Consider the following 20,532-nt stretch of genomic DNA (forward strand, 5'->3'; position numbering starts at 1 on the left):
TGGACTTCGAGGCCAAGACCGAACACAGCATCACCGTGGAGGCCAGGGACGGCGACAAGAGCGCCACCGCCACCGTGACCATAAAGGTCACCAACGTGGTCGAAGGTCTTGCGGAGGACCCCGCCTCCTTTGTCACCACCTGGAAGACCACCGCTGCCAATGAGGAAATCTTTCTTTACTTATCTGGCAATTATACCTATGATTTTACCATCGATTGGGGGGACGGCACCGTGGAGCAGATCACCACGGCCGGTGAAATCTCCCACGCCTATACCAGTGCAGGTACCCATACCGTGGCCATCAAGGGGCAATTGCCACGGCTCGTCTTCGGTATCTTTGAAGGAGATTCCAACCTTGACAAGCTGCTCTCCGTGGAGCAATGGGGCAGCATCCAGTGGGAGAGTATGCAGGGCACCTTCGCTTATTGTTCAAATATGGTCCTTAACACCACGGACACCCCGGACCTCTCCCAGGTGACCAATATGACCGGGATGTTCTTAGGAGCTACCTCCTTCAACGGGGACATCAGTGGATGGGACACTTCCAACGTGACGGATATGTCATATATGTTCTTTGGGGCCACTGAATTTAACAGTGACATCAGCGGATGGAACACCTCCAAAGTGACCGATATGGAGGCCATGTTTAATGGAGCCATGGCATTTGACCAAAACCTAGGGAACTGGGACATTTCCAATGTACAGGCCATGTACGCCATGTTGGACAACAGCGGCATGTCCGCCCTTAACTTCTCCAATACCCTGATCGGGTGGGCCAACTTGGAGGTCCAGCCCAATGTGGAGCTTAACGCGGAAGGGGTGAACATCTGCGAGAACGGCGGCGGCTTCGCTGCCTACGCGGCCCTCAGCGGTGCACCCAACAACTGGACCATCACCTTTGGCAGTTCGGAAGTATGTGATTGAGTATAGCATCAAACCTATGAACCACCGGGAGGCCCTTGGGTCTTTCGGTGGTTTTTTGTTTGGCCCCTACTGACCTCCCTCAAAGGGAATGAACAATTGGTGGGGGGATTTGTTCTTTTGGAGTTTGGCGAATGGTGTCCGAAGTCCAAACATTGGTTCGTGAACATTTGTGCAATTCGTGTCACCTGAAAAACACCCCTATGGTCCCCTCAAGGGGACAGTTGTTCTGGATGGCTTATCTATTAGGTGGTTCAGTTACTGAGTTATTCGGAATGCCTGTCATTCTGAAAATACATAGTGTTTGAAGAATCTCAACGAAAAAAGATTCTTCGCTTCGCTCAGAATGACAAAAATCACTGAAAATTACATACTGCGTTCTGAAACATCCGTAACCTGAAACCCAAAACCCGCAATTCCATTTTCCCTTGCACTTGAAACCTGCACTTGAACTTTTCACCCCAACCACTTTGTTTCCCTATAAAGAGCTACTTTTGGATCATGCAGATTACATTGATAGCCATAGGAAAAACAGACAGGTCTGAACTGGAGCAACTGATAGCCCTTTATGAAAAACGGCTGAAACATTACATCAAGTTCGAGTTTGTGGTACTGCCCGACATCAAGAACAGTAAAAACCTTTCGGAGACCCAACAAAAGGAAAAGGAAGGGGAACTCATTTTGGCGCAGCTACAGCCCACCGACACCCTCGTGCTGTTGGATGAAAATGGGAAACAATATACTTCTTTGGATTTTGCCCAATTCCTTCAAAAGAAAATGAACAGCGGCCTCAAAAACTTGGTCTTGGCCATTGGGGGTCCTTATGGTTTCAGTGATGCGGTGTATGCAAAATGTAATGGAAAAATCAGTCTGTCCAAAATGACCTTTTCGCACCAAATGGTCCGCTTGTTCTTGGTGGAGCAATTGTACAGGGGGTTCACCATACTACGGAACGAACCGTATCATCACCAATAATGTGGAAAAGAGACAAGAATCAAGAGACAAGACCAATTGTCCTTGTTTCTGTTTCTTAAAGCGAAGCGGTTCTGTGTCTATCAATAAAGTACCATGCCGATTCCATTAAAATAGATGGGTATATTGATAATTTAGTACCTTTGATAAAAAGCTGAATACAATGAACTTAGAAGCTCGAAAAATAGAATTTGTACAAGAATTTCTAAAACTTCAAAGTGAAGAAGCCATTTCCCGTTTGGAAAAAATATTGAAAAAAGAGCGAAATGCTGCTGAGGAGCGAGTGTTTGAACCAATGACAATCAAGGAATTTAATTCTCGGATTGACCAATCAATGGATGACTCCGTTAATGGTCGATTAATAGAAACGAATGAATTAAAAGCCAAGATTGACCAATGGGATTAAAATTATATTGGACTGACTTTTCTCAAAGAGAACTTCAAAAGATTTTTCAATACTATCGGGAAAAAGCAGGAATCCGGATTGCTAAAAAACTCATTGACGGAATATACAATGAAGCCCTTAAAATTAAAAAACAACCGAAAATAGGGCAAGTCGAGGAACTCTTGAAAAGCAGAAAACAAGAATTCAGATATTTAGTCTTTAAAAACTATAAAATCATTTATTGGATAAACGAGAAAGAAAAACAAATTGAAATAATTGACGTTTTTGACACTCGACAGAATCCGATAAAAATTGAACGGAAAAAATAAAGCCAAAACCAGTTGGCAACAACAAGTATCTTTTTTCTTTTCTCCTAAAGCGCAACGGTCCTGCGTCTATTAATAAAGTACCCTGAACTTGATCGTGTTTTCCACGTTCTTCAGTTCCTTCACCACATCTTTGTCATACTCCCTGTCCAGGTCGGTGATCACATAACCCACTTCGGGATCTGTGGACAAATATTGTCCGGTGATGTTGAGTCCGTACTTGGCCAACACTTCGTTGATCTTCGCCATGATGCCCGGCACGTTTTTGTGAATGTGCAGAAAACGGTGCGCCTTGTTTTGTTTGGGCAACCTGATATTGGGGAAATTCACGGCATCCACCGTGTTCCCTGAGTTGATATAGTCCATGATCTTGCTGGGTACAAAATCGGCAATGTCCCGCTGTGCCTCCTCGGTGCTACCACCAATGTGTGGCGTGAGGATCACATTGGACAGGCCTTGCAAAGGCGTTTCGAAAGCGCCATTGGCACTTGGCTCGGAAGGATATACATCCACCGCTGCACCACCCAATTTTCCGCTCTTCAACGCTGATGCCAGTGCATCGATATCCACCACAAAGCCCCTGGAGAGGTTAATGAGCATGGCACCATCCTTCATTTGGTTGATCTCGCGTTCGCCTATAAAGTTCTTGTTGGCCTTATTGTCATCCACATGGAGCGTGACCACATCGGACACGGACAATAGGTCTTCCAAGGTGTTGCATTTTACGGCATTTCCCAGGGCCAATTGATCGTTCACATCGTAGTAGTACACATGCATACCGATGGCCTCTGCCAATACGGACATTTGCTTTCCGATGTTGCCATAGCCAACAATCCCTAGGTTCTTGCCCCGGACTTCCCTGGAATTGGAAGCGGTTTTGTTCCACTCCCCTTTATGGATCTCGGTACTGCGCGGGAAGATGCTGCGCATGAGCATAATGATCTGACCAACGGCCAGTTCCACCACAGACCTTGTATTGCTATAAGGTGCATTGAAGACCACTACCCCTTTCTTTTTGCTGTATTCCAAATCGATTTGTGTGGTCCCGATACAGAAAGCGCCCACCACCAACAGTTTATTGGCAGCATCCAATACCCTTTGGGTAACCTGTGTCTTGGAACGGATACCGAGTACATGCACCCCTTTGATGCGTTCCACAAGTTCGTCCTCGGAGAGACTGTGCTTTACCAGTTCCACGGAAAACCCATCTTCGGATAGGTTCTCAAAGGCTGCTGTGTGCACATTTTCCAGCAAAAGGATCTTGATTCGGTTCTTGGGATAGGACAGGTTTCTTGGTAAATCGTTCACAAATAAAAATTCATCTAGGTTAGGTGCCACATGATCGGCATTGTTGGCCGCTTTTTCACGGTGCACGTTTTCAGTGTAGGCAAAAAACTTATGGGCTATTCCGGCCTCGCGCATCACATAATCGCTATAACCGTCCCCAATCACCTGAACCTCGCCTTCCAGACCCAGGTTTTTCAAACATTCTATCTTTCCGTTATGGGAAGCGAGCACATTGGTCTCATCAAACCCAACAATATTTCCTTCTTCATCAAACTTGAAGGTATTGGCATACACCCTGTCCGAAGGAATCTTGTATTCTTCGACTATGGGATCTATGAATTCCTTGAATCCGCAGGAAATCACATAGATATCTTCTGAAAATTCGTGAAAAAAATCCTTATTGGCCGCAATGGATTTGGATATCTTTTGGCGAAGTTCGGCAACAAGGTCCTGAAGATTGCTCTTGTTCGCGTTGAGCAGACGTATCCTCCTTTCCAAAGATTCGGTGAAGGAAATGTCACCGTCTATCCCCAAATTGGTGATCCTTTGAATTTCTCTTACGATTTCGTCCCTTTTCGGGTTTCCCTGAAGGGTCATTTCCGCCAGAACATCCAACGCTTCCACCCTTGTGAGGGTGCTGTCAAAATCGAAAACATATTTGCGTCCCGTTTGCACCATGGATTCCATCAAAAAAATTAAGGCGTAAAATTAAGGATTAATTCCATCCCTGAAATCTGGACCGCCCAAAAACCTTACAGAATTGTCGATAAATCAAAAAACCCTTACATTTTGTTTCAAATGGCACCCAAAATTCATCTTTTTGCAATTAGGCCCAAAATCAAGTGGAAGTTCAAGTTCAAAACGCAAGTTTCAAGCACAAGATTTCAAATCTGAAATTCCAAATTCCAATATGTGATTGAAAGTCAGAAATTTGAAACATACTTTGTCATTCAGAGCGAAGCGAAGAATCCTTTTCTGGGTTACAGATTCTTCAAACACTCCATGTTTTCAGAATGACAGAGATGGACGTCTTTCGTCTTTTCTCTATGTTCTTTCGTCTATTTCGACACGAATTTCACGAATAGGCACGAAATGCTTTCAACGTTTCGACTACGCTCAACGTGACACTTCAGACCTCAAAACCACCGTCTGGTTAGTTTGCAGTACATATTGTATTCCTTACCGAACATTTTTGCCAATGCTTCTTCTTCCCCCTTGATCTGGAAACGGTTCATGTAGGACACAAAACCCGCGGCCAAAAGCGTGTTGAAGGCGTTCCCCAATTTCAGTCCAAAGGCCAAAAGAAAAAGCAACATTCCCAGATACATGGGGTTTCGGGTGTAGTTGTAGATACCGGAAGTGATCAATTTGGTGGTCTTTCCGGGACTCAATGGGTCCGTGGTGGTCTTGGCTTTTAAAAACTGTATCACCGAAATGAAAATCACCAAAAATCCCAAGCCCGCCAAGAAGAGAGCCAGCTCCCTCCTGCCAAAAAAATCAAAGTCCCCAACGGGCAGGAATTGAGCCAGAACATGCATCAATCCCCCGAATAGCAACATTACCAAAGCCGGTGGCAATTTCAATTTCATGCGACGTGTTTAAGTTTCGAAATTACTACTTTTGATCTTCACATAGAACCTCTCCACGTTTTGAAACTTGTTTTTGCCACCCACAACGACCATAAACTGCACGAAGTCCAACAACTTTTACCGGAATCCTTCGAACTTTTATCGCTAAAGGACATTGGTTGCTTTGATGAAATCCCTGAAACGGGGTTGACTTTGAAGGAAAATGCAAAGATCAAGGCCGATTTTGTGACCCAAACCTATGGTTTGGACTGCTTTTCGGACGATACTGGTCTATTGGTGGACAGTCTCAACGGTGAACCAGGCGTGTATTCGGCAAGATATGCCGGGGAGCAAAAAAATGCAGGGGACAACATGGCCAAGTTATTGACCAAGTTGGAAGGAAAGGACAACCGTTCCGCCCATTTCAAAACCGTTATACACCTGAACCTCAACGGGGAAAGTTTTGTTTTTGAAGGCATTGTCGAAGGTTCCATCACCGAAAGCCAGCAAGGGAGCGGAGGTTTTGGGTACGATCCCATTTTTAGGCCGAATGGATACGAAAAAACCTTTGGGGAACTGTCCTCAGCCACCAAAAACGAAATCAGCCACAGGGGCAGGGCCATTCAGAAATTGGTCGAATTTTTAAAAAAAAGTGCCACATAGCTACAGCTGACCAAATTTAATGTACCTTTGCCGCTTTAATAACGCCGCCGGTATGGGCAAGGTGTTGCGATGGGCTTAAAGGGTTATAGAAAAATCGCTCGGTGCAACACAACATATTTGCGATTTTAAGGTATATACCACTATGACAAAATTTGAAGCCTTGGGGTTAGATCAACCCCTATTGGATGCTATTTCCGATCTTGGATTTGAATCCCCCTCCGAAGTACAGGAAAAATCAATCCCCGTTTTATTGGCACAGGACACCGATTTGGTGGCCTTGGCACAAACAGGAACAGGAAAGACCGCTGCTTTTGGTTTTCCCATGATCCAAAAGATCCATGCAGAGAGCAGGACCACACAGGGACTTATCCTTTCCCCTACCCGTGAACTCTGTTTGCAGATCACCAACGAACTGAAACTGTATTCAAAATACATAAAAGGACTGAATACCGTGGCCATCTATGGTGGCGCCAGCATCACGGAGCAGGCCAAGCAAATAAAGCGTGGCGCGCAGATTGTAGTCGCCACCCCAGGCCGTATGAAGGACATGATCGGACGTGGCATGGTCGATATTTCAAAAATCGATTACTGCGTTCTGGATGAAGCCGATGAAATGCTGAACATGGGCTTTTATGAGGACATCAAGGACATCCTCTCCAATACGCCCCAAGAAAAATTGACATGGTTGTTTTCCGCTACCATGCCCAAAGAAGTGGCCTCCATTGCCAAAAAGTTCATGCATCAGCCCGTTGAAATCACGGTGGGCACCAAAAATGCAGGAGCCGCCACTGTACAGCACGAATATTATGTGGTGGGTGGCCGTGACCGATATTCGGCACTGAAACGCCTTGCCGATGCCAATCCAGGCATCTTCTCCGTGGTCTTTTGTAGGACCAAACGGGACACCCAACGCGTAGCGGAAAAATTGATCGAGGATGGTTACAACGCAGGTGCGCTTCATGGCGACCTGAGCCAGAACCAACGGGACATGGTCATGAATGCTTTCAGAAAAAAGCAAGTGCAGATGTTGGTGGCCACCGATGTAGCGGCCCGAGGCATCGATGTGGACGATGTGACCCACGTGATCAATTACCAATTGCCCGATGAAATAGAGACGTACACCCACCGTAGCGGTCGTACCGGTAGAGCCGGGAAGTCAGGGATTTCCATGGTCATCGTTACCCGTTCGGAACTCCGCAAGATCAAATCCATAGAAGGTAAGATCAAGCAGGACTTTATCGCCAAAAAAATTCCTTCGGGCATAGAAATCTGTGAAATCCAGTTGTACCACTTGGCCAACAAGATCAAGGAAACCAAGGTCAACAAGGAAATCGACAGTTATCTTCCCGCCATCAACGATGTGTTGGAAGGCATTGACCGCGATGAGCTCATCAAAAAAATCGTTTCGGTAGAGTTTACCCAATTCTACAACTACTACAGCAAGACCAAAGACCTTAACACTTCCGACTCCGACAGGGGTGAACGTGGCAGTAGCGAGGACAGAGGTGGGGATATTCCATCAGAGGGTTCCGTGCGCTACTTCATCAACATTGGTGAACGTGACGGCTATGACTGGATGTCGCTGAAAGATTTCCTACGGGACACATTGAACCTTGAAAAAGAGGACATTTTCAACGTGGATACCAAGGACAGTTTCTCCTTTTTCAATTCCGATGCGCAATTGACCGATTTCATTTTGCAGACTTTCACCGACTTCAAGGTGGATGGGCGCTTCATCAACGTGGAAGTTTCCAAAAACCCTGGGGGGTCTGGTGGTGGTAAAGGCGGCAAAAAGCGTGACAGGAAACGTGGCCATCGCAAAGGTGGGGACAACCGATCCTTCAAAGGCGGTAAAAAAGGCGGATTCAGTAAAAAAGGTGGCAAAAAAAGGACTGGCTTCTATTAGTTAATTCTATATTAAATGCTACTGGGGTACTGTAGTTTTTTCTTTGTTTAGTACTTTTATACCTACTAAAATTGCATGAGAAGAATATTACTTACACTTTTCGCCCTTGTTTCCCTTCATGGCTTTGCCCAAGATGAAATGGAAAACCAAGAGGTCGGTGAACTCACCGCCACGGTCATCAATGCGCAGAGCGATATGCCTTTGGAAAGTGTGCACGTCATCAACCTGAACCAGGTAAAAGGGACCATCACCAACCAAAACGGAAAGTTTACCATTCCGGCCGCGGTGAATGATACCCTTTACCTCTCCTATTTGGGTTTTAAGACGCAAAAAGTAAGGGTCACAAACGACATGTTCAAATTCGGGGACACCAAAATAGCCCTGACCGAACTCGCATACGCGCTGGAAGAGGTCATCGTAAGGCCCTATCAACTCACGGGCTATTTGGAAATCGATGTGAAGAACCTTCCCATCAACAATGCGCCACAGTACAGCATCTCGGGCCTCAACACCAGTTATGAGGCAGGCAGCAAAAGCCCCAGTGCGGTGACCAAGGTCCTTGGGGCCATCTTGAACCCCGCCGACCTACTGCGTAACCTTTTTGGCAAACAGCCCCGACAGATGCGCAAATTGCGCCAGATCAAGGAAGATGACAACATCAGGGACCTGCTCGCCTCAAAATTTGACCGGGAGACCCTTACTGAACTCCTCCAATTGGAAAAAGTGGACATCGAGGATATCCTCAACAACTGCAATTATTCCAAATCTTTCATCAGCACGGCCAACGATCTCCAGATCTTGGATGCCATCTCCAGTTGCTACGAAGAATATAAAGTACTGAACAGAAAACAATAAAAGCGTTCTTTTTCAGGTTTGGGCCCGGCTATAAATAAATTTTATATTTCCACATTCATTTTATAGCTTTAGACAAAATCCCAATACATGAAAAAGCTACTTGTCGTCATGTACACCATTCCCTTGTTCATCGGCTGTAAAGAGGTTAAAAAACAACCTGAAAAAATACAAGTAGTCCAACAGGAGGCGCCCAAAAAAGAGGTCCCTTTTGTCTGGGAAGCCGCCAATGTCTATTTTCTGCTGACGGACCGTTTCAACAACGGAAATCCCGAAAACGACATCAATTTTGACCGCACGGAAGAGACGGGCATGCTCAGGGGATTTATGGGCGGTGACCTGCAGGGCATCACCCAAAAAATAGAAGAAGGTTATTTCACCGATCTGGGCATCAACGCCATTTGGTTCACTCCCGTTGTGGAACAGATCCACGGGGCCACGGACGAAGGCACTGGAAAAACATACGGTTACCATGGCTATTGGGCCAAGGACTGGACCGCCATAGACCCGAACTTTGGCACCAAGCAAGATTTGGGCAACCTGGTGAAGGCCGCCCATAAAAAGGGCATCCGAATCCTGCTGGATGTGGTGCTGAACCATACCGGACCCGTTACCGAACAAGACCCCGTATGGCCGGACGATTGGGTAAGGACCGGACCCAAATGCGAGTTCACCACCTACGAAAATACCACGGCATGTACCCTAGTGGAAAACTTGCCGGATATCCTTACCGAATCCAACGAGGCTGTGGAGCTCCCAGATGCGCTTTTGGCCAAATGGAAGGAAGAGGGCCGTTTGAGCAAGGAATTGGATGAACTGCAACTTTTCTTTGAACGCACAGGCTACCCTAGGGCTCCGCGCTACTACATCATCAAATGGTTGACCGATTACATCAACGAGTTCGGCGTGGATGGATTCCGTGTGGACACCGTCAAGCATGTGAACGAAGATGTTTGGGGCGAACTGCACAAGGAAGCCAATATCGCTTTCGAAATGTGGAAAAAGAAACACGAGAGCAAAGTGTTGGACGACAATCCGTTCTATATGGTGGGCGAGGTCTATAATTATGGTATTTCGGGTGGACGCCAATTTGATTTTGGCGACAAGAAGGTGGACTTTTTTGATTATGGCTTCAAAAGTCTGATCAATTTTGAGCTGAAGACCGATGCCGATAACGACTACGAGTCCATCTTTAAGAAATATAGCAACATCCTCAATACCAAATTGAAGGACAAAAGCGTGCTCAATTACCTGACCTCACATGACGATGGAGCACCATACGACAAGGAACGGAAAAAGGCCATTCGTGCCGCCAACGTGCTACTTTTGACCCCTGGCGCCTCCCAAGTGTACTATGGGGACGAAACCTCCCGTAGCCTCACCATTGAAGGTGCCGAGGGCGATGCCACTTTGCGTTCCTTTATGAACTGGGAAGAACTGGACAGCCTCCCCCAGGTGCAACAGATCCATAAACACTGGCAAAAACTGGGGCAGTTCCGAAGGAACCATCCGGCAATAGGGGCCGGCAAGCACAAAAGACTGGGGATATCCCCCTATGTGTTCTCCAGGACCTATGTGGATGGCGATTTCAGGGACAAAGTGGTCGTAGGGCTGGATTTGCCCAAGGGCAAAAAATCCCTTTGGGTGAAAGGTTTTTTTGGGGACGGCACCAAACTGTACGATACCTATTCAGAAACAGAAGTCATTGTCAACAATGGTAAGGTGATTTTGGAGAATGACTTTGACATTGCCCTTTTGGAATTGGTGGAATAGGCCTTACTGCCTTGAATGCAAGGCTATCCGATTGCCCTCAGTATCCAAAAACACGGCCATAAAACCTATTTCCTTGCTGATTTGGGTCTTGGGTTGCATAATCTTCCCTCCGTTCCGCTCAATGCGGTCGAGTTCGTTCTGCACGTCCATACTATTAAAATAGAGCAGTGTTCCCTCGCTCCCGCTAGGTTTGTACCAATCCTTATTTTGGATAAGTGATCCCGCGGCGCCAGGTTTTTCCTGGTCCATGGGGAACCAGCCCATTTTGGTGCCCCCAAAATCCTGCACGCTTATCTCTACCTGAAAAACGGCTTCATAAAATGTTTTGGCCCGTTCCATATCCTCCACAGGGATTTCGAACCAGCCCACCATATTGTAATCCATACGCGTTATTTTTCCAAAATTGCCTTTAAGTTTGAAAGTCCTTCCTCAAAATCCTTTCCCACTGCTTTGTCCATGTTCATGAACAGCATCATAATGTTCATCGGAAATTTATTCTGACCGGAAAAGCCCCAAATGACCTTGGTTCTGTCATTGCCGATACTTTCGGTCACCAAATAGGCATCCGAAGTGGATTTGAAGGGTTTTAGGAACCGTAGCTCGGATTCCACCCGTTCTCCTTCCACGATCTTTGTGATTTCCTGCTCCCCTTCCCCTACTTGCTTGTTGCCGTTCCAGTAGTTGATAGCCCCAACTTCGCCATCGGTTCCCGTGAACTTTTGTTGCATATTGGGATCCCTTTTGGCCCAAGGGGACCAGTCATTTTGCTTTTTCAAGGATTTGAGATGTGCAAATACCACCTCCTTTGGCCTGCTTATCTCTATGGACCGGGAAACATTATAGGTTTTGGGTGCGATTGTTGCCAAAATCAAGATCAACAAAACAATTCCGAGAATAATGTAAACTGCTGTCATCATTTGCTTAAGTGATTGGTTAACAACTAAAAATACAAAAAAACTTTACTCGGAAAGGTATCTTTTGATGATTCCCTTCACATGGTTGATGGATTTTTTGGTCCAATCCATTCGTTTTTCAAGAATCTCATCCTCAGACAATTGCCAATCCAATCCAGACTGTCTTACTTTTTGGGCCAGATCCTGTATGATGATGGCCGCCGAAACGGATACGTTCAGACTTTCCGAGAAACCAACCATCGGGATTTTCAGAAAGACATCCGCCTGCTGCATCACCTCGTCACTGAGCCCTGCCTTTTCCGTTCCAAAAAAAATGGCCGATTTGCTTTCGGGAAAAAAATCGGGAAGCAGCGTCGAGTTGTCGTGCGGGGTGGTGGCAACGATCTGATAGCCGTTCTCCTTGAGTTGCGCAATACAATCCCCTGTATTTCCATATCGGTACACATCCACCCACTTTTCGGCACCCATGGCAATATTCTTGTCCAACCGTTTGGCAAAACGATCTTCCACCACATGGACTTCCTGTACGCCGAACACATCGCAACTGCGGATAATGGCACTGGTGTTGTGCATCTGGTACACATCCTCAATGGCCACAGTGATGAATTTCGTACGGAGTTGCAACACTTCCAAAAAACGTTGTTTTCGCTCTTCGGTTAGGTAGCTTTCCAAATAGGTGAACAGGTCGTGATTGAACATGCCGCCCAAGATAGGGAAATTTGGAGAGGTTATTTTTCCATAAAATGGATTTAGTATCTTGGAGAACAATACACTTTTTTAATTGAACTGTGATGAAAAAAATAGGGATTGGACTAATTCTATTGGTATGGAACATAGGACATGGACAAAGTGAAGGCCCAAAAAACTGGTCAGAAAATGAATTGGCACAATACACAAAACTCACAGAACTTGCCACATATGTCTATCAAAAGAAAAAAAATGAAATTTCCAAAGATACTTTGTTCAAGAGATACATCTATTTTGACAATGTCCTAAATGATACCGTTGCAGAACGCAAAGAAAATAGATTGGCTGTTTTCGATACCATCTTCTATTATTTTAGGAAAACAGTGGACAGTATAGGACTGGAAAACTTGGACGCAAAACCCATGCGTTTCTACAAAGACCACGAAATTTATAAGCCATTTGATGAAAGTAAGGCCAAGAAAAGTATAGATGGTGGAAAAATGTATACCAGAGATTCAAACGTTTTTGCATATTTCAGAAAAGAAGACCCCGAAGCCCCCTTGGGAGCATTATTATTTGAGCCGGAAACCGATAAATTGGGGGCTTGGATAATGATCAATCAAGGTGGGTATAGGTATTTTTTGACTTTCAATTTATTATAGAAGGGCCGCTAACTAGCCTAAAAACTTGTGGCCTTCATAGGCACTTATTCATTCCCATTGTCATCATTTCCACAACAAACACCCCTAAAGTCCCCTCAAGGGGACAATTTTCTATTGCCAAACCTGTGAAAATTTGTGAAATTCGTGTCAAAACCAGAAACCATAACAAATGCCCAAACCAAAAATAGTTGTACTTACCGGAGCCGGAATGAGCGCCGAAAGCGGATTGAAAACCTTTAGGGATGCCAATGGACTTTGGGAAGGGCACGATGTCATGGAAGTGGCCTCGCCCGAAGGTTTTGCCCGCAACCCCGAGTTGGTGCTGGAGTTCTATAACCAACGGAGGCGACAATTGCTCCAAGTAAGCCCCAATCAAGGACACCTGTCCCTCGCGCAATTGGAAAACCGATTTGATGTGAGCATTGTGACCCAAAATGTGGACAACCTCCACGAGCAGGCGGGAAGTTCCCATGTGGTGCACCTGCACGGTGAACTGTTCAAGGTGCGGAGCACCAAGGATGAAAATCACATTCTGGAATGGAGGAAAGACCTTGTTCTGGGCGATCTAGACCCCAATGGGCATCAACTACGACCCCATATTGTCTGGTTCGGGGAAATGGTGCCCTTGCTCGAAACGGCAGCCGAAATCACTCAACAGGCCGATGTGCTGATCGTCATCGGGACTTCCATGCAAGTCTATCCTGCTGCCAGCCTGATCCATTATGTAAACGGCCATACACCCATTTATTTTATAGATCCCAAACCAACAGTGCGTGCATCGGATTTTGGCAACCTGACCATTATCCCAAAAACGGCCGTGGAGGGTGTTCCCGGTCTTGTTGACCTATTACTTGGAAAATAAATGACACTTGCCCAACTCCATATTTAAAGGACGCATTGCAATGTATTATGGGAAATGGGCCAGTTGAACTACGGGAAAGAAAAATTTCGTCCGACTGGCCGTGTGTATGCCTACAATACTATCTACCTATAATCAGTTGAAAAACTGACACATACAACACGTAAGAGATGTTTTTACATATATTATGCATTAATTATACGTATATATTTTCACTCAAAAAAATAGGATATATCTTTCAAATGTTTTTGGGTTTTTCTATTTTAGAACCATTAACCATTAATTATTAAAATCAGTTTTAACATGAAAAAAATTTCTTTTTGGAAATATTTACTTCTAGTTCCCATCATTCTTTATTATGGGTGTTCCCAAGACAACCAAGTTTCGAATGAGCAAATCTCCATTGTCGAGAATGAAGAAATCAATGACCTAATCCGGTACAATCAAAACTTTTTGACTGTCGGATTGGATGAAGTACCTGCGAGAATCCGTGAATCGGTAGACATGGCCCTGACTAATGCAAGTCAGACAACGAATAAATCAAAGGATGACATAAGCATATCATCAATCAAGGTCGAAAAGGCAATTATAGGAAACTACGATAACGGTACATCCTATACCTTACTTGTCGATGGAAGTGGCAAAGGGGCCGAAACAGGGAAAGATGATGGGGAAGAATATTTTGACAATTTGGTGGTTCAAGAAATGAAAGATGGCTCCTTGATTACCAATATTGTGAGGTATACTCCAAGTGAACAATGGCGTTCCTCCAATGTGGATGATAGGAGTTATTCCAATTATAGTGGTGATATTACCATATATGATGAGTATGGATTTGCTGAGCTTAGTACAACCTTTGCGAATGGGGAGATAATCCACTACGATGTAAACACTATGGCAAGTTCCACGGATTGCTCTTACGAAGTCTCCTACACCATTGGCTGTGTGTACACATGTTGGATTAACAGTGTACATATTGTAGCCTACTGTACCGATAAGATGACAGATGATGGTGGCACGGGTGGAGGCTCTGGTGGTGGCTCAGGTTCTGGTTCTGGTGGAGGGGGCGGTGGCTCAGGAAGCGGAACGACTACCACGACTACTTCAGTTGTCAACATCAACACCACAATACTTGACCCAGAATACTTCTTTGAGTATGAGGACATCAATGAAAACCCACCAAGTTGTGAAAGTTTCAACTTTCAGCCAGACGGCACGAACAACCAAGAAGCTGTCGTAAAGGGAATCTATTTCAACATTATCCTTATAAGCCCACAATATCCATATATCCACAACCAGCATCAAATCAAGATTACCAATGGGGTTAGGTTCACTGCCCCGATGAACTTGACACTTGGAGGTGATTTGTCAAGTGGTTCGCTGGCAGAAGTATCGGCAGCAGCATTGAACCAATCCATGAGGGAAACAGCCAAACAATATGCAAATAAAAAAGCTGACCCGAACACGGTATTGACCTACTTTAAGCAAAGAATAACGTATAATTATCCTAGATTTGTTCCTGGGGGAAGGGCGCAGACCAACCCTAGTACCTACGTCAGTACCCCAACAAACTATAAAGTAAGCTTTATTGGGTATGGAAATTGCGACTGATGTGAACGATTTGAAAAATATTGTTTACCACTATTATCCCAAAGGAATCGATGCGTTCGAACAACGGGACGAGTACCTTCAAAGTGAAGAGTATTCGAGATTGTCCCAAAAGATAAAGTCGCAAAAATACTTAAGTGAAGACAATGGCATTGATTGTGTATCCAAAAGGATGTCCAAGGAAATGGGACTGACTTTTGAGGACAACACACTATTTTCGTGGGAAGATAGATGTTACAATTTTCAATTACTTTTACATTCAGGTGACAATATCAGGCATATTTTATGTCTGAACATCAGCATATTGGGCAACTATTATTCTACTTATGTCCTAGAACTGGTGATTTCCAATAGTGGCAAATACCGAACCTACGATATAAGTAGATTGGAAAACCTTGTCGATGTCGATTATGATGAGTATATTGAACAGGTTGACCAAATTGTTTCCAATTGCATGAAAGGTTGTGTCAAATTAGGTGAGGACATTCTCAATACCAAGATTGGGGACGTTAGTTTTCAAGACATTGTAAAAGATGACTTCACCTACTTCAACGCTTTGTTTTTAAATCAGTATTACACAAAATTCCAATAGACATGAAAAATCCAATTAACATCTTAATCGTAGCCTCAGTATTGATGTTATTGATAGGCTATTTGTTCTCGACATCCTTTGGGAGTTTTGTCGTTGCGCTAAGCGATAACTACTACGTCCTTTCATATCAACTAATCCTTTATACCGTAGCGATACTGACACTGTTGATAGGGGTGTTTTTCAAGGTCAAGAAAGTTATCTGACCTTGGGATGTTCACCATCAAGAAAAGAGAGGTATTATGCCTCTCTTTTTTTTAAAAAAATGGTGGTGACGGAATCACGGATGAGCTTTTCAGTATTTGGCCCTAGCACCATCGGCCCAGGTCACCAAGGCGATGATCTGCTCTTGGGTCAATCGGGCATCGCCATGGGTCCACGTGTATTCTTTTAAGGGCATGCTCCCTTTTTTCACCTCTTCCACCACTTCTTCCAATTTGTGGTCCTTCTTTTTGGCCGTATAGTTCTCCCAATCGGAAAAATTCAGATGTTCCTTTCCTTCTTTGATGTGATCGGCCAACCAATAGGAAATCGGCGCCACATTGTTGTACCAAGGATATTCCGTATGGTCACTGTGGCAATCGTAGCATGCCGATCGTAAAATTTCCTTCACCTCTGCACTGGGTTGGGTCTCCGCTTCAAAAGCAACGACATAATCGCCTTCGACTTGATTTTTTTCAGGTCTGTAAAATTGCATGCCTACCAAGACCACCAATAGGACGAGTGCTATTTTTTTCACTATTTTCATCACGAAAAGGTTTTCATAAATATAGTTTTTTTGTGACTGAAAAGGAACTGCTACTGACACTGAACTCTGTAAGGTTGTCCAAACCCCAAATAGACCAATTGGTGGGAGAGCTTGAAAAGCAGCCCGAACTCACCAATGTCCTTTTTGAGGCCATATTTGTGGAAGACAGGGAGGGTACGTTCAATGCCAGTTGGACCTTTGACCACTTGATGCGAAAAAAGTTGGAGTACCTGTTGCCCTTCTTTGATGATTTTGCGGGTCGGTTGGGCGAACTGAGGACCGAATCCTGCATCCGCCCCATGGCCCATGTATGCGAAATGGTCTGTATGGCCTATTTCAAAAAGAAGGATCCTGATTTTACCCAACATATTACCGACACTCAATTGGAGCAGATCATGACCGTTTGCTTTGATTGGCTCATCAGGCCCATGAACATCGCACCAAAGGTGTTCTCCATGACCAGCCTCTTCTACCTAGGGCAAAAATTTGATTGGGTGCACCCAGAACTGAAACAGGTTTTGCAGGACACCTATGCCGATGGAACTCCGGGATATCGGAACCGGGCCAAAAAAACCCTGGATAAGTTGGCCCAATTAGGCCATTAAACTTTGTGAGATTAAGTATCTTTGCTGCTTTCAAAATTTTCTTGACCATGTCACTGACCCAACTAAATGCCATTTCACCCATTGATGGCCGATACGGAAACAAAACCAAGGCGCTAAGGGATTACTTTTCCGAAGAGGCCCTGATCAAGTACCGCGTTCAGGTTGAGATTGAGTATTTCATTGCCCTTTGTGAAATTCCCCTGCCCCAATTGGCAGATTTCAACAAAGCATTGTTCCCCGATCTTCAAAAGATCTATTTGGGGTTTTCTTCGGAAGATGCACTGGGCATCAAGGAAATTGAAAAGACCACCAACCACGACGTGAAGGCCGTGGAATATTTCATCAAACAAAAGTTTGATACGCTGGGGCTCCAAAAATACAAGGAGTTCATCCATTTTGGACTGACTTCGCAGGACATCAACAATACGGCCATTCCGCTGTCCATCAAGGAAGCGATGAACGAGGTCTATGTCCCTTCCTATTTGGAGGTATTTGAAAAATTGAAGGAACTGGCCAATGAATGGGAAAACATCCCCATGCTGGCACGAACACACGGTCAACCGGCCTCCCCTACCCGTTTGGGCAAGGAAATCGAAGTATTTGTGGAACGTTTCAAGGAGCAGTTCAATTTATTGAACGACATACCGAGCGCAGCAAAATTTGGCGGCGCGACCGGAAATTACAATGCCCACAAAGTGGCATACCCAACCCATGACTGGAAAGCTTTTGGAAAGCAGTTTGTCCAAGAAAAGCTGGGACTCCACCATTCGTTCCCCACCACCCAGATTGAGCACTACGACCATATGGCCGCCCTATTTGACGGTTTGAAGCGCATCAACACCATCTTGATTGATTTGGACAGGGACATCTGGACCTATGTGTCCATGGATTATTTCAAGCAAAAGATCAAAAAAGGAGAAGTGGGATCATCGGCCATGCCACACAAGGTCAACCCCATAGATTTTGAAAATTCGGAGGGCAACCTTGGTATCGCCAATGCTGTTTTTGAACACTTATCGGCCAAACTGCCCATTTCCAGATTGCAGCGTGACCTAACGGACAGCACGGTATTGCGAAATGTGGGTGTTCCTTTTGCGCACACTCTGATCGGGTTCCAATCCACTTTGAAGGGGCTGAACAAACTGGTCCTGAACCAAGAAAAGTTTGAAAAGGATTTGGAGGATAACTGGGCCGTGGTCGCCGAGGCCATCCAGACCATTTTGCGAAGGGAAGGCTATCCCAATCCGTACGAGGCCCTAAAGGGCCTGACCCGGACCAATGAGAAGATCACCCAAAAATCCATAGCGGATTTCATTGAAACGTTGGAAGTTTCGGATGCCATCAAAACGGAATTGAAACAGATCACACCGGCAAATTATACGGGGATATAACCAGTAGGTTTCATTTCTTCAGTTGTTCCAATCGGGTAATGGCGTTTTGATTTTGGGAATTCAATTCCAACGACTTTTCAAAACTTTCAATGGCCTTTTCCTTTTCACCCATGAACAGATACCCTTCCGCTAGACTGTCATATAGATTGAAAGAATTTGGGAAAAGTGTTGTGGCCAATTTAAATACATGGATTCCTTGGGAAGACCTGTTTGGATTGAAAACAAGTTGTAGTCCAAGGGTGTTCAAATCCCCTTCCGGTATTTCAAACGAAGAATGTTTTTTTACAATTGAATCGTATAGCTGGGTTAGGTTTTCATAGTTTTGACTTGAAGCCAAATCATTGAAATCCTGAAAATTGAATTCCCTTATTTTCGGTTGTTTGATGGTTTGGGTCACCAACCTACTTGCAATTCCATTGCCAGAAGGGCTATTTCCCATGAAATCCGATGCTTTTTTGTCTTGCTTCAAAATGGCCTCTAAAAAATTCAATGCGTAAACCGCGGCCCATTTATACGATTCCATGATTTCCGGATCGCTTTTGTCCTGCCTAGGATCCCTATTGGCAAAAAGGACGCCCAACGTGCTGAAATAGCTATGCGTCAGATTATGGAACTTCAATCGATAGGATTTACTGTTTGAAATACTATCATACAATTGGAATTTTAAGTTCAGTTCAGCGTTTATCTTGTCTTCCTTTAAGACAATTTCAGGGATGTCCTTCTGCGCCATATGAATGTAGGGAACATCTATTTTCCCGGCATCAAAAAAGGGGGATTGATTGAGCAGTCCATATTGATACCGCTCCGTTCCATCAAGGCTGACAATAGCTTTTACGTTGTCATTCCGATTTTGCACGATGATATTCGACAATCCTCCAAAACTGAAACCCATAACAGCCATTTTATCATGATTCACCATTGGAAATTTCCCTGCTTCTTTCATCAAAAACTCCACGTCCCTTGCTTGGGTCTCCATTTCCTTCGCATTGTTGTTGCCAAACCAGCGGGTTTCGGTTCCCTTACTTGGGCTTGACATGACCACAAAACCGTGACTTGCCAAATATTCACAAAGGGCAAAGTTCTCGATGGATGATGCTTGGTAACTGGGCGCATAGAGAATCAATGGAAATTTGCCTTTTCCGAATTCCGCATTGGCATGTGCCGTCGCTTTTTCTTCAAGATGCTTTTGGTTTTCAGGCGTATTGGAATAATAGAACCAGTTCAACAATTGCTCGTTGGGCAAATGCTCCCACTCTTCTTCTTCTTTCAGAATTTCGAAGTAATCCACAACCTGAAAGGGTTCCCGACCTTCAACATTTTGCCCGGAAGGGTACCACATACTCACGAAAATTGGCCTTGCGATTTTGGAATTGGTGTAGTCATATATTCTATTGTATGTCCTTGTGCTGTCCGAAGTGGTATAATGCCGAAACCCTACATTGTAATGGCCATTTTCAAGGTCGATTTTCTTGAGTGAGGTCTGGGCGATGATCAGGTTTGCTTGGAAAAGCATCAAAAAAGGTAGAATAGTGAATCTCACAATACATTGGTTAGTGTTCACTTTTAAAGATACCATGATTCCTCTTTTGTTACAGTTCTAGCTTATAGAAGCCAAGCAAGGTGGACAAATGGCCTCATACAATCAATAAATATCCTATGGATAGCTGGAAATTATAGAAAATTACCATAAAACAAGGCAGTTTAATGGTTTACCTGCCAAAAAAATTACTGACCCCTGTTTTCCTTTTTTTGTTTATTGGGTCCTTTGCAAATTTTCTTCTTTGTCCTATTAAAATAATGAACCATATCTGTAAAAC

At 44.6% G+C, this 20,532-nt stretch carries 21 protein-coding genes; 14 read left to right on the forward strand and 7 right to left on the reverse strand.

The features are described from left to right. The 4 genes from SD450_RS09935 to SD450_RS09950 form a co-directional block, all read left to right on the forward strand. A partial coding sequence (locus tag SD450_RS09935; RefSeq protein WP_318344318.1) for a BspA family leucine-rich repeat surface protein occupies nt 1-923 on the forward strand: 923 nt, incomplete at its 5' end. 498 nt (nt 924-1,421) lie between these two features. Continuing rightward, nucleotides 1,422-1,895, forward strand: coding sequence for a 23S rRNA (pseudouridine(1915)-N(3))-methyltransferase RlmH (gene rlmH, locus SD450_RS09940; RefSeq protein WP_318344319.1), 474 nt, complete (start codon nt 1,422-1,424; stop codon nt 1,893-1,895). A 160-nt stretch (nt 1,896-2,055) separates the two neighbouring features. Then, nucleotides 2,056-2,298 (forward strand): hypothetical protein, encoded by a 243-nt coding sequence (locus SD450_RS09945; protein ID WP_318344320.1) that lies wholly within the window; start codon nt 2,056-2,058, stop codon nt 2,296-2,298. After that, nucleotides 2,289-2,606 (forward strand): type II toxin-antitoxin system RelE/ParE family toxin, encoded by a 318-nt coding sequence (locus SD450_RS09950; RefSeq protein WP_318344321.1) that lies wholly within the window; start codon nt 2,289-2,291, stop codon nt 2,604-2,606. The genes SD450_RS09945 and SD450_RS09950 overlap by 10 nt, the downstream gene beginning before the upstream one ends. Before the next feature lie 69 nt (nt 2,607-2,675). On the opposite strand, the gene serA is transcribed toward SD450_RS09950, so the two are convergent. After that, the gene (gene serA / locus SD450_RS09955; RefSeq protein WP_318344516.1) at nt 2,676-4,568 is read right to left on the reverse strand and encodes a phosphoglycerate dehydrogenase; all 1,893 of its coding nucleotides are present in this window, start codon (nt 4,566-4,568) and stop codon (nt 2,676-2,678) included. 458 nt (nt 4,569-5,026) lie between these two features. Continuing rightward, nucleotides 5,027-5,479, reverse strand: coding sequence for a methyltransferase family protein (locus tag SD450_RS09960; RefSeq protein WP_318344322.1), 453 nt, complete (start codon nt 5,477-5,479; stop codon nt 5,027-5,029). Between the two features lie 60 nt (nt 5,480-5,539). Between SD450_RS09960 and SD450_RS09965 the strand changes: the two genes are divergently transcribed. The 4 genes from SD450_RS09965 (at nt 5,540) to SD450_RS09980 (ending at nt 10,652) form a co-directional block, all read left to right on the forward strand. Next, a complete protein-coding gene (locus SD450_RS09965) occupies nt 5,540-6,121 on the forward strand; it encodes a non-canonical purine NTP diphosphatase (protein ID WP_318344323.1) in 582 nt (193 codons plus the stop codon). 142 nt (nt 6,122-6,263) lie between these two features. Continuing rightward, on the forward strand, nt 6,264-8,027 hold the full coding sequence (locus SD450_RS09970) for a DEAD/DEAH box helicase (protein ID WP_318344324.1): 1,764 nt from the start codon (nt 6,264-6,266) through the stop codon (nt 8,025-8,027). A gap of 75 nt (nt 8,028-8,102) precedes the next feature. Beyond that, the gene (locus SD450_RS09975; RefSeq protein WP_318344325.1) at nt 8,103-8,882 is read left to right on the forward strand and encodes a carboxypeptidase-like regulatory domain-containing protein; all 780 of its coding nucleotides are present in this window, start codon (nt 8,103-8,105) and stop codon (nt 8,880-8,882) included. 87 nt (nt 8,883-8,969) lie between these two features. Continuing rightward, nucleotides 8,970-10,652, forward strand: a complete 1,683-nt coding sequence (locus SD450_RS09980) for an alpha-amylase family glycosyl hydrolase (protein ID WP_318344326.1) — start codon at nt 8,970-8,972, stop codon at nt 10,650-10,652. A 3-nt stretch (nt 10,653-10,655) separates the two neighbouring features. Here the strand turns inward: SD450_RS09980 and SD450_RS09985 are convergent, their stop codons facing one another. The 3 genes from SD450_RS09985 to SD450_RS09995 are packed head-to-tail and all read right to left on the reverse strand — an operon-like array spanning nt 10,656 to nt 12,265. Continuing rightward, nucleotides 10,656-11,036, reverse strand: coding sequence for a VOC family protein (locus SD450_RS09985; RefSeq protein WP_318344327.1), 381 nt, complete (start codon nt 11,034-11,036; stop codon nt 10,656-10,658). A 5-nt stretch (nt 11,037-11,041) separates the two neighbouring features. After that, complete coding sequence (locus SD450_RS09990) at nt 11,042-11,566, reverse strand: SRPBCC family protein (RefSeq protein ID WP_318344517.1); 525 nt, start codon at nt 11,564-11,566, stop codon at nt 11,042-11,044. A gap of 45 nt (nt 11,567-11,611) precedes the next feature. Next, nucleotides 11,612-12,265, reverse strand: coding sequence for a TrmH family RNA methyltransferase (locus SD450_RS09995; RefSeq protein ID WP_318344518.1), 654 nt, complete (start codon nt 12,263-12,265; stop codon nt 11,612-11,614). 92 nt (nt 12,266-12,357) lie between these two features. On the opposite strand from SD450_RS09995, the gene SD450_RS10000 reads away from it, so the two are divergent. From SD450_RS10000 to SD450_RS10015, 4 genes are all read left to right on the forward strand, one after another. Next, nucleotides 12,358-12,915, forward strand: a complete 558-nt coding sequence (locus SD450_RS10000) for a hypothetical protein (RefSeq protein WP_318344328.1) — start codon at nt 12,358-12,360, stop codon at nt 12,913-12,915. A 169-nt stretch (nt 12,916-13,084) separates the two neighbouring features. After that, on the forward strand, nt 13,085-13,777 hold the full coding sequence (locus SD450_RS10005; RefSeq protein ID WP_318344329.1) for an SIR2 family NAD-dependent protein deacylase: 693 nt from the start codon (nt 13,085-13,087) through the stop codon (nt 13,775-13,777). A gap of 300 nt (nt 13,778-14,077) precedes the next feature. Further along, nucleotides 14,078-15,385 carry a hypothetical protein gene (locus tag SD450_RS10010; protein ID WP_318344330.1) on the forward strand — a complete coding sequence of 436 codons (1,308 nt, stop codon included), beginning with the start codon at nt 14,078-14,080 and terminating at the stop codon, nt 15,383-15,385. Beyond that, nucleotides 15,369-15,974, forward strand: a complete 606-nt coding sequence (locus SD450_RS10015) for a hypothetical protein (RefSeq protein WP_318344331.1) — start codon at nt 15,369-15,371, stop codon at nt 15,972-15,974. The genes SD450_RS10010 and SD450_RS10015 overlap by 17 nt, the downstream gene beginning before the upstream one ends. A gap of 292 nt (nt 15,975-16,266) precedes the next feature. Here the strand turns inward: SD450_RS10015 and SD450_RS10020 are convergent, their stop codons facing one another. Next, nucleotides 16,267-16,719, reverse strand: coding sequence for a heme-binding domain-containing protein (locus tag SD450_RS10020; protein ID WP_318344332.1), 453 nt, complete (start codon nt 16,717-16,719; stop codon nt 16,267-16,269). A 32-nt stretch (nt 16,720-16,751) separates the two neighbouring features. On the opposite strand from SD450_RS10020, the gene SD450_RS10025 reads away from it, so the two are divergent. Then, a complete protein-coding gene (locus SD450_RS10025) occupies nt 16,752-17,324 on the forward strand; it encodes a hypothetical protein (protein ID WP_318344333.1) in 573 nt (190 codons plus the stop codon). A 47-nt stretch (nt 17,325-17,371) separates the two neighbouring features. Beyond that, entirely contained in the window at nt 17,372-18,715 is a 1,344-nt protein-coding gene (purB, locus tag SD450_RS10030) for an adenylosuccinate lyase (protein WP_318344334.1), read from the forward strand. A gap of 10 nt (nt 18,716-18,725) precedes the next feature. On the opposite strand, the gene SD450_RS10035 is transcribed toward purB, so the two are convergent. Next, nucleotides 18,726-20,228, reverse strand: coding sequence for a dienelactone hydrolase family protein (locus SD450_RS10035; RefSeq protein ID WP_318344335.1), 1,503 nt, complete (start codon nt 20,226-20,228; stop codon nt 18,726-18,728). Between the last annotated feature and the right edge of the window lie 304 nt (nt 20,229-20,532).

This window comes from Flagellimonas baculiformis, assembly GCF_033441575.1.
GTDB lineage: Bacteria > Bacteroidota > Bacteroidia > Flavobacteriales > Flavobacteriaceae > Flagellimonas > Flagellimonas baculiformis.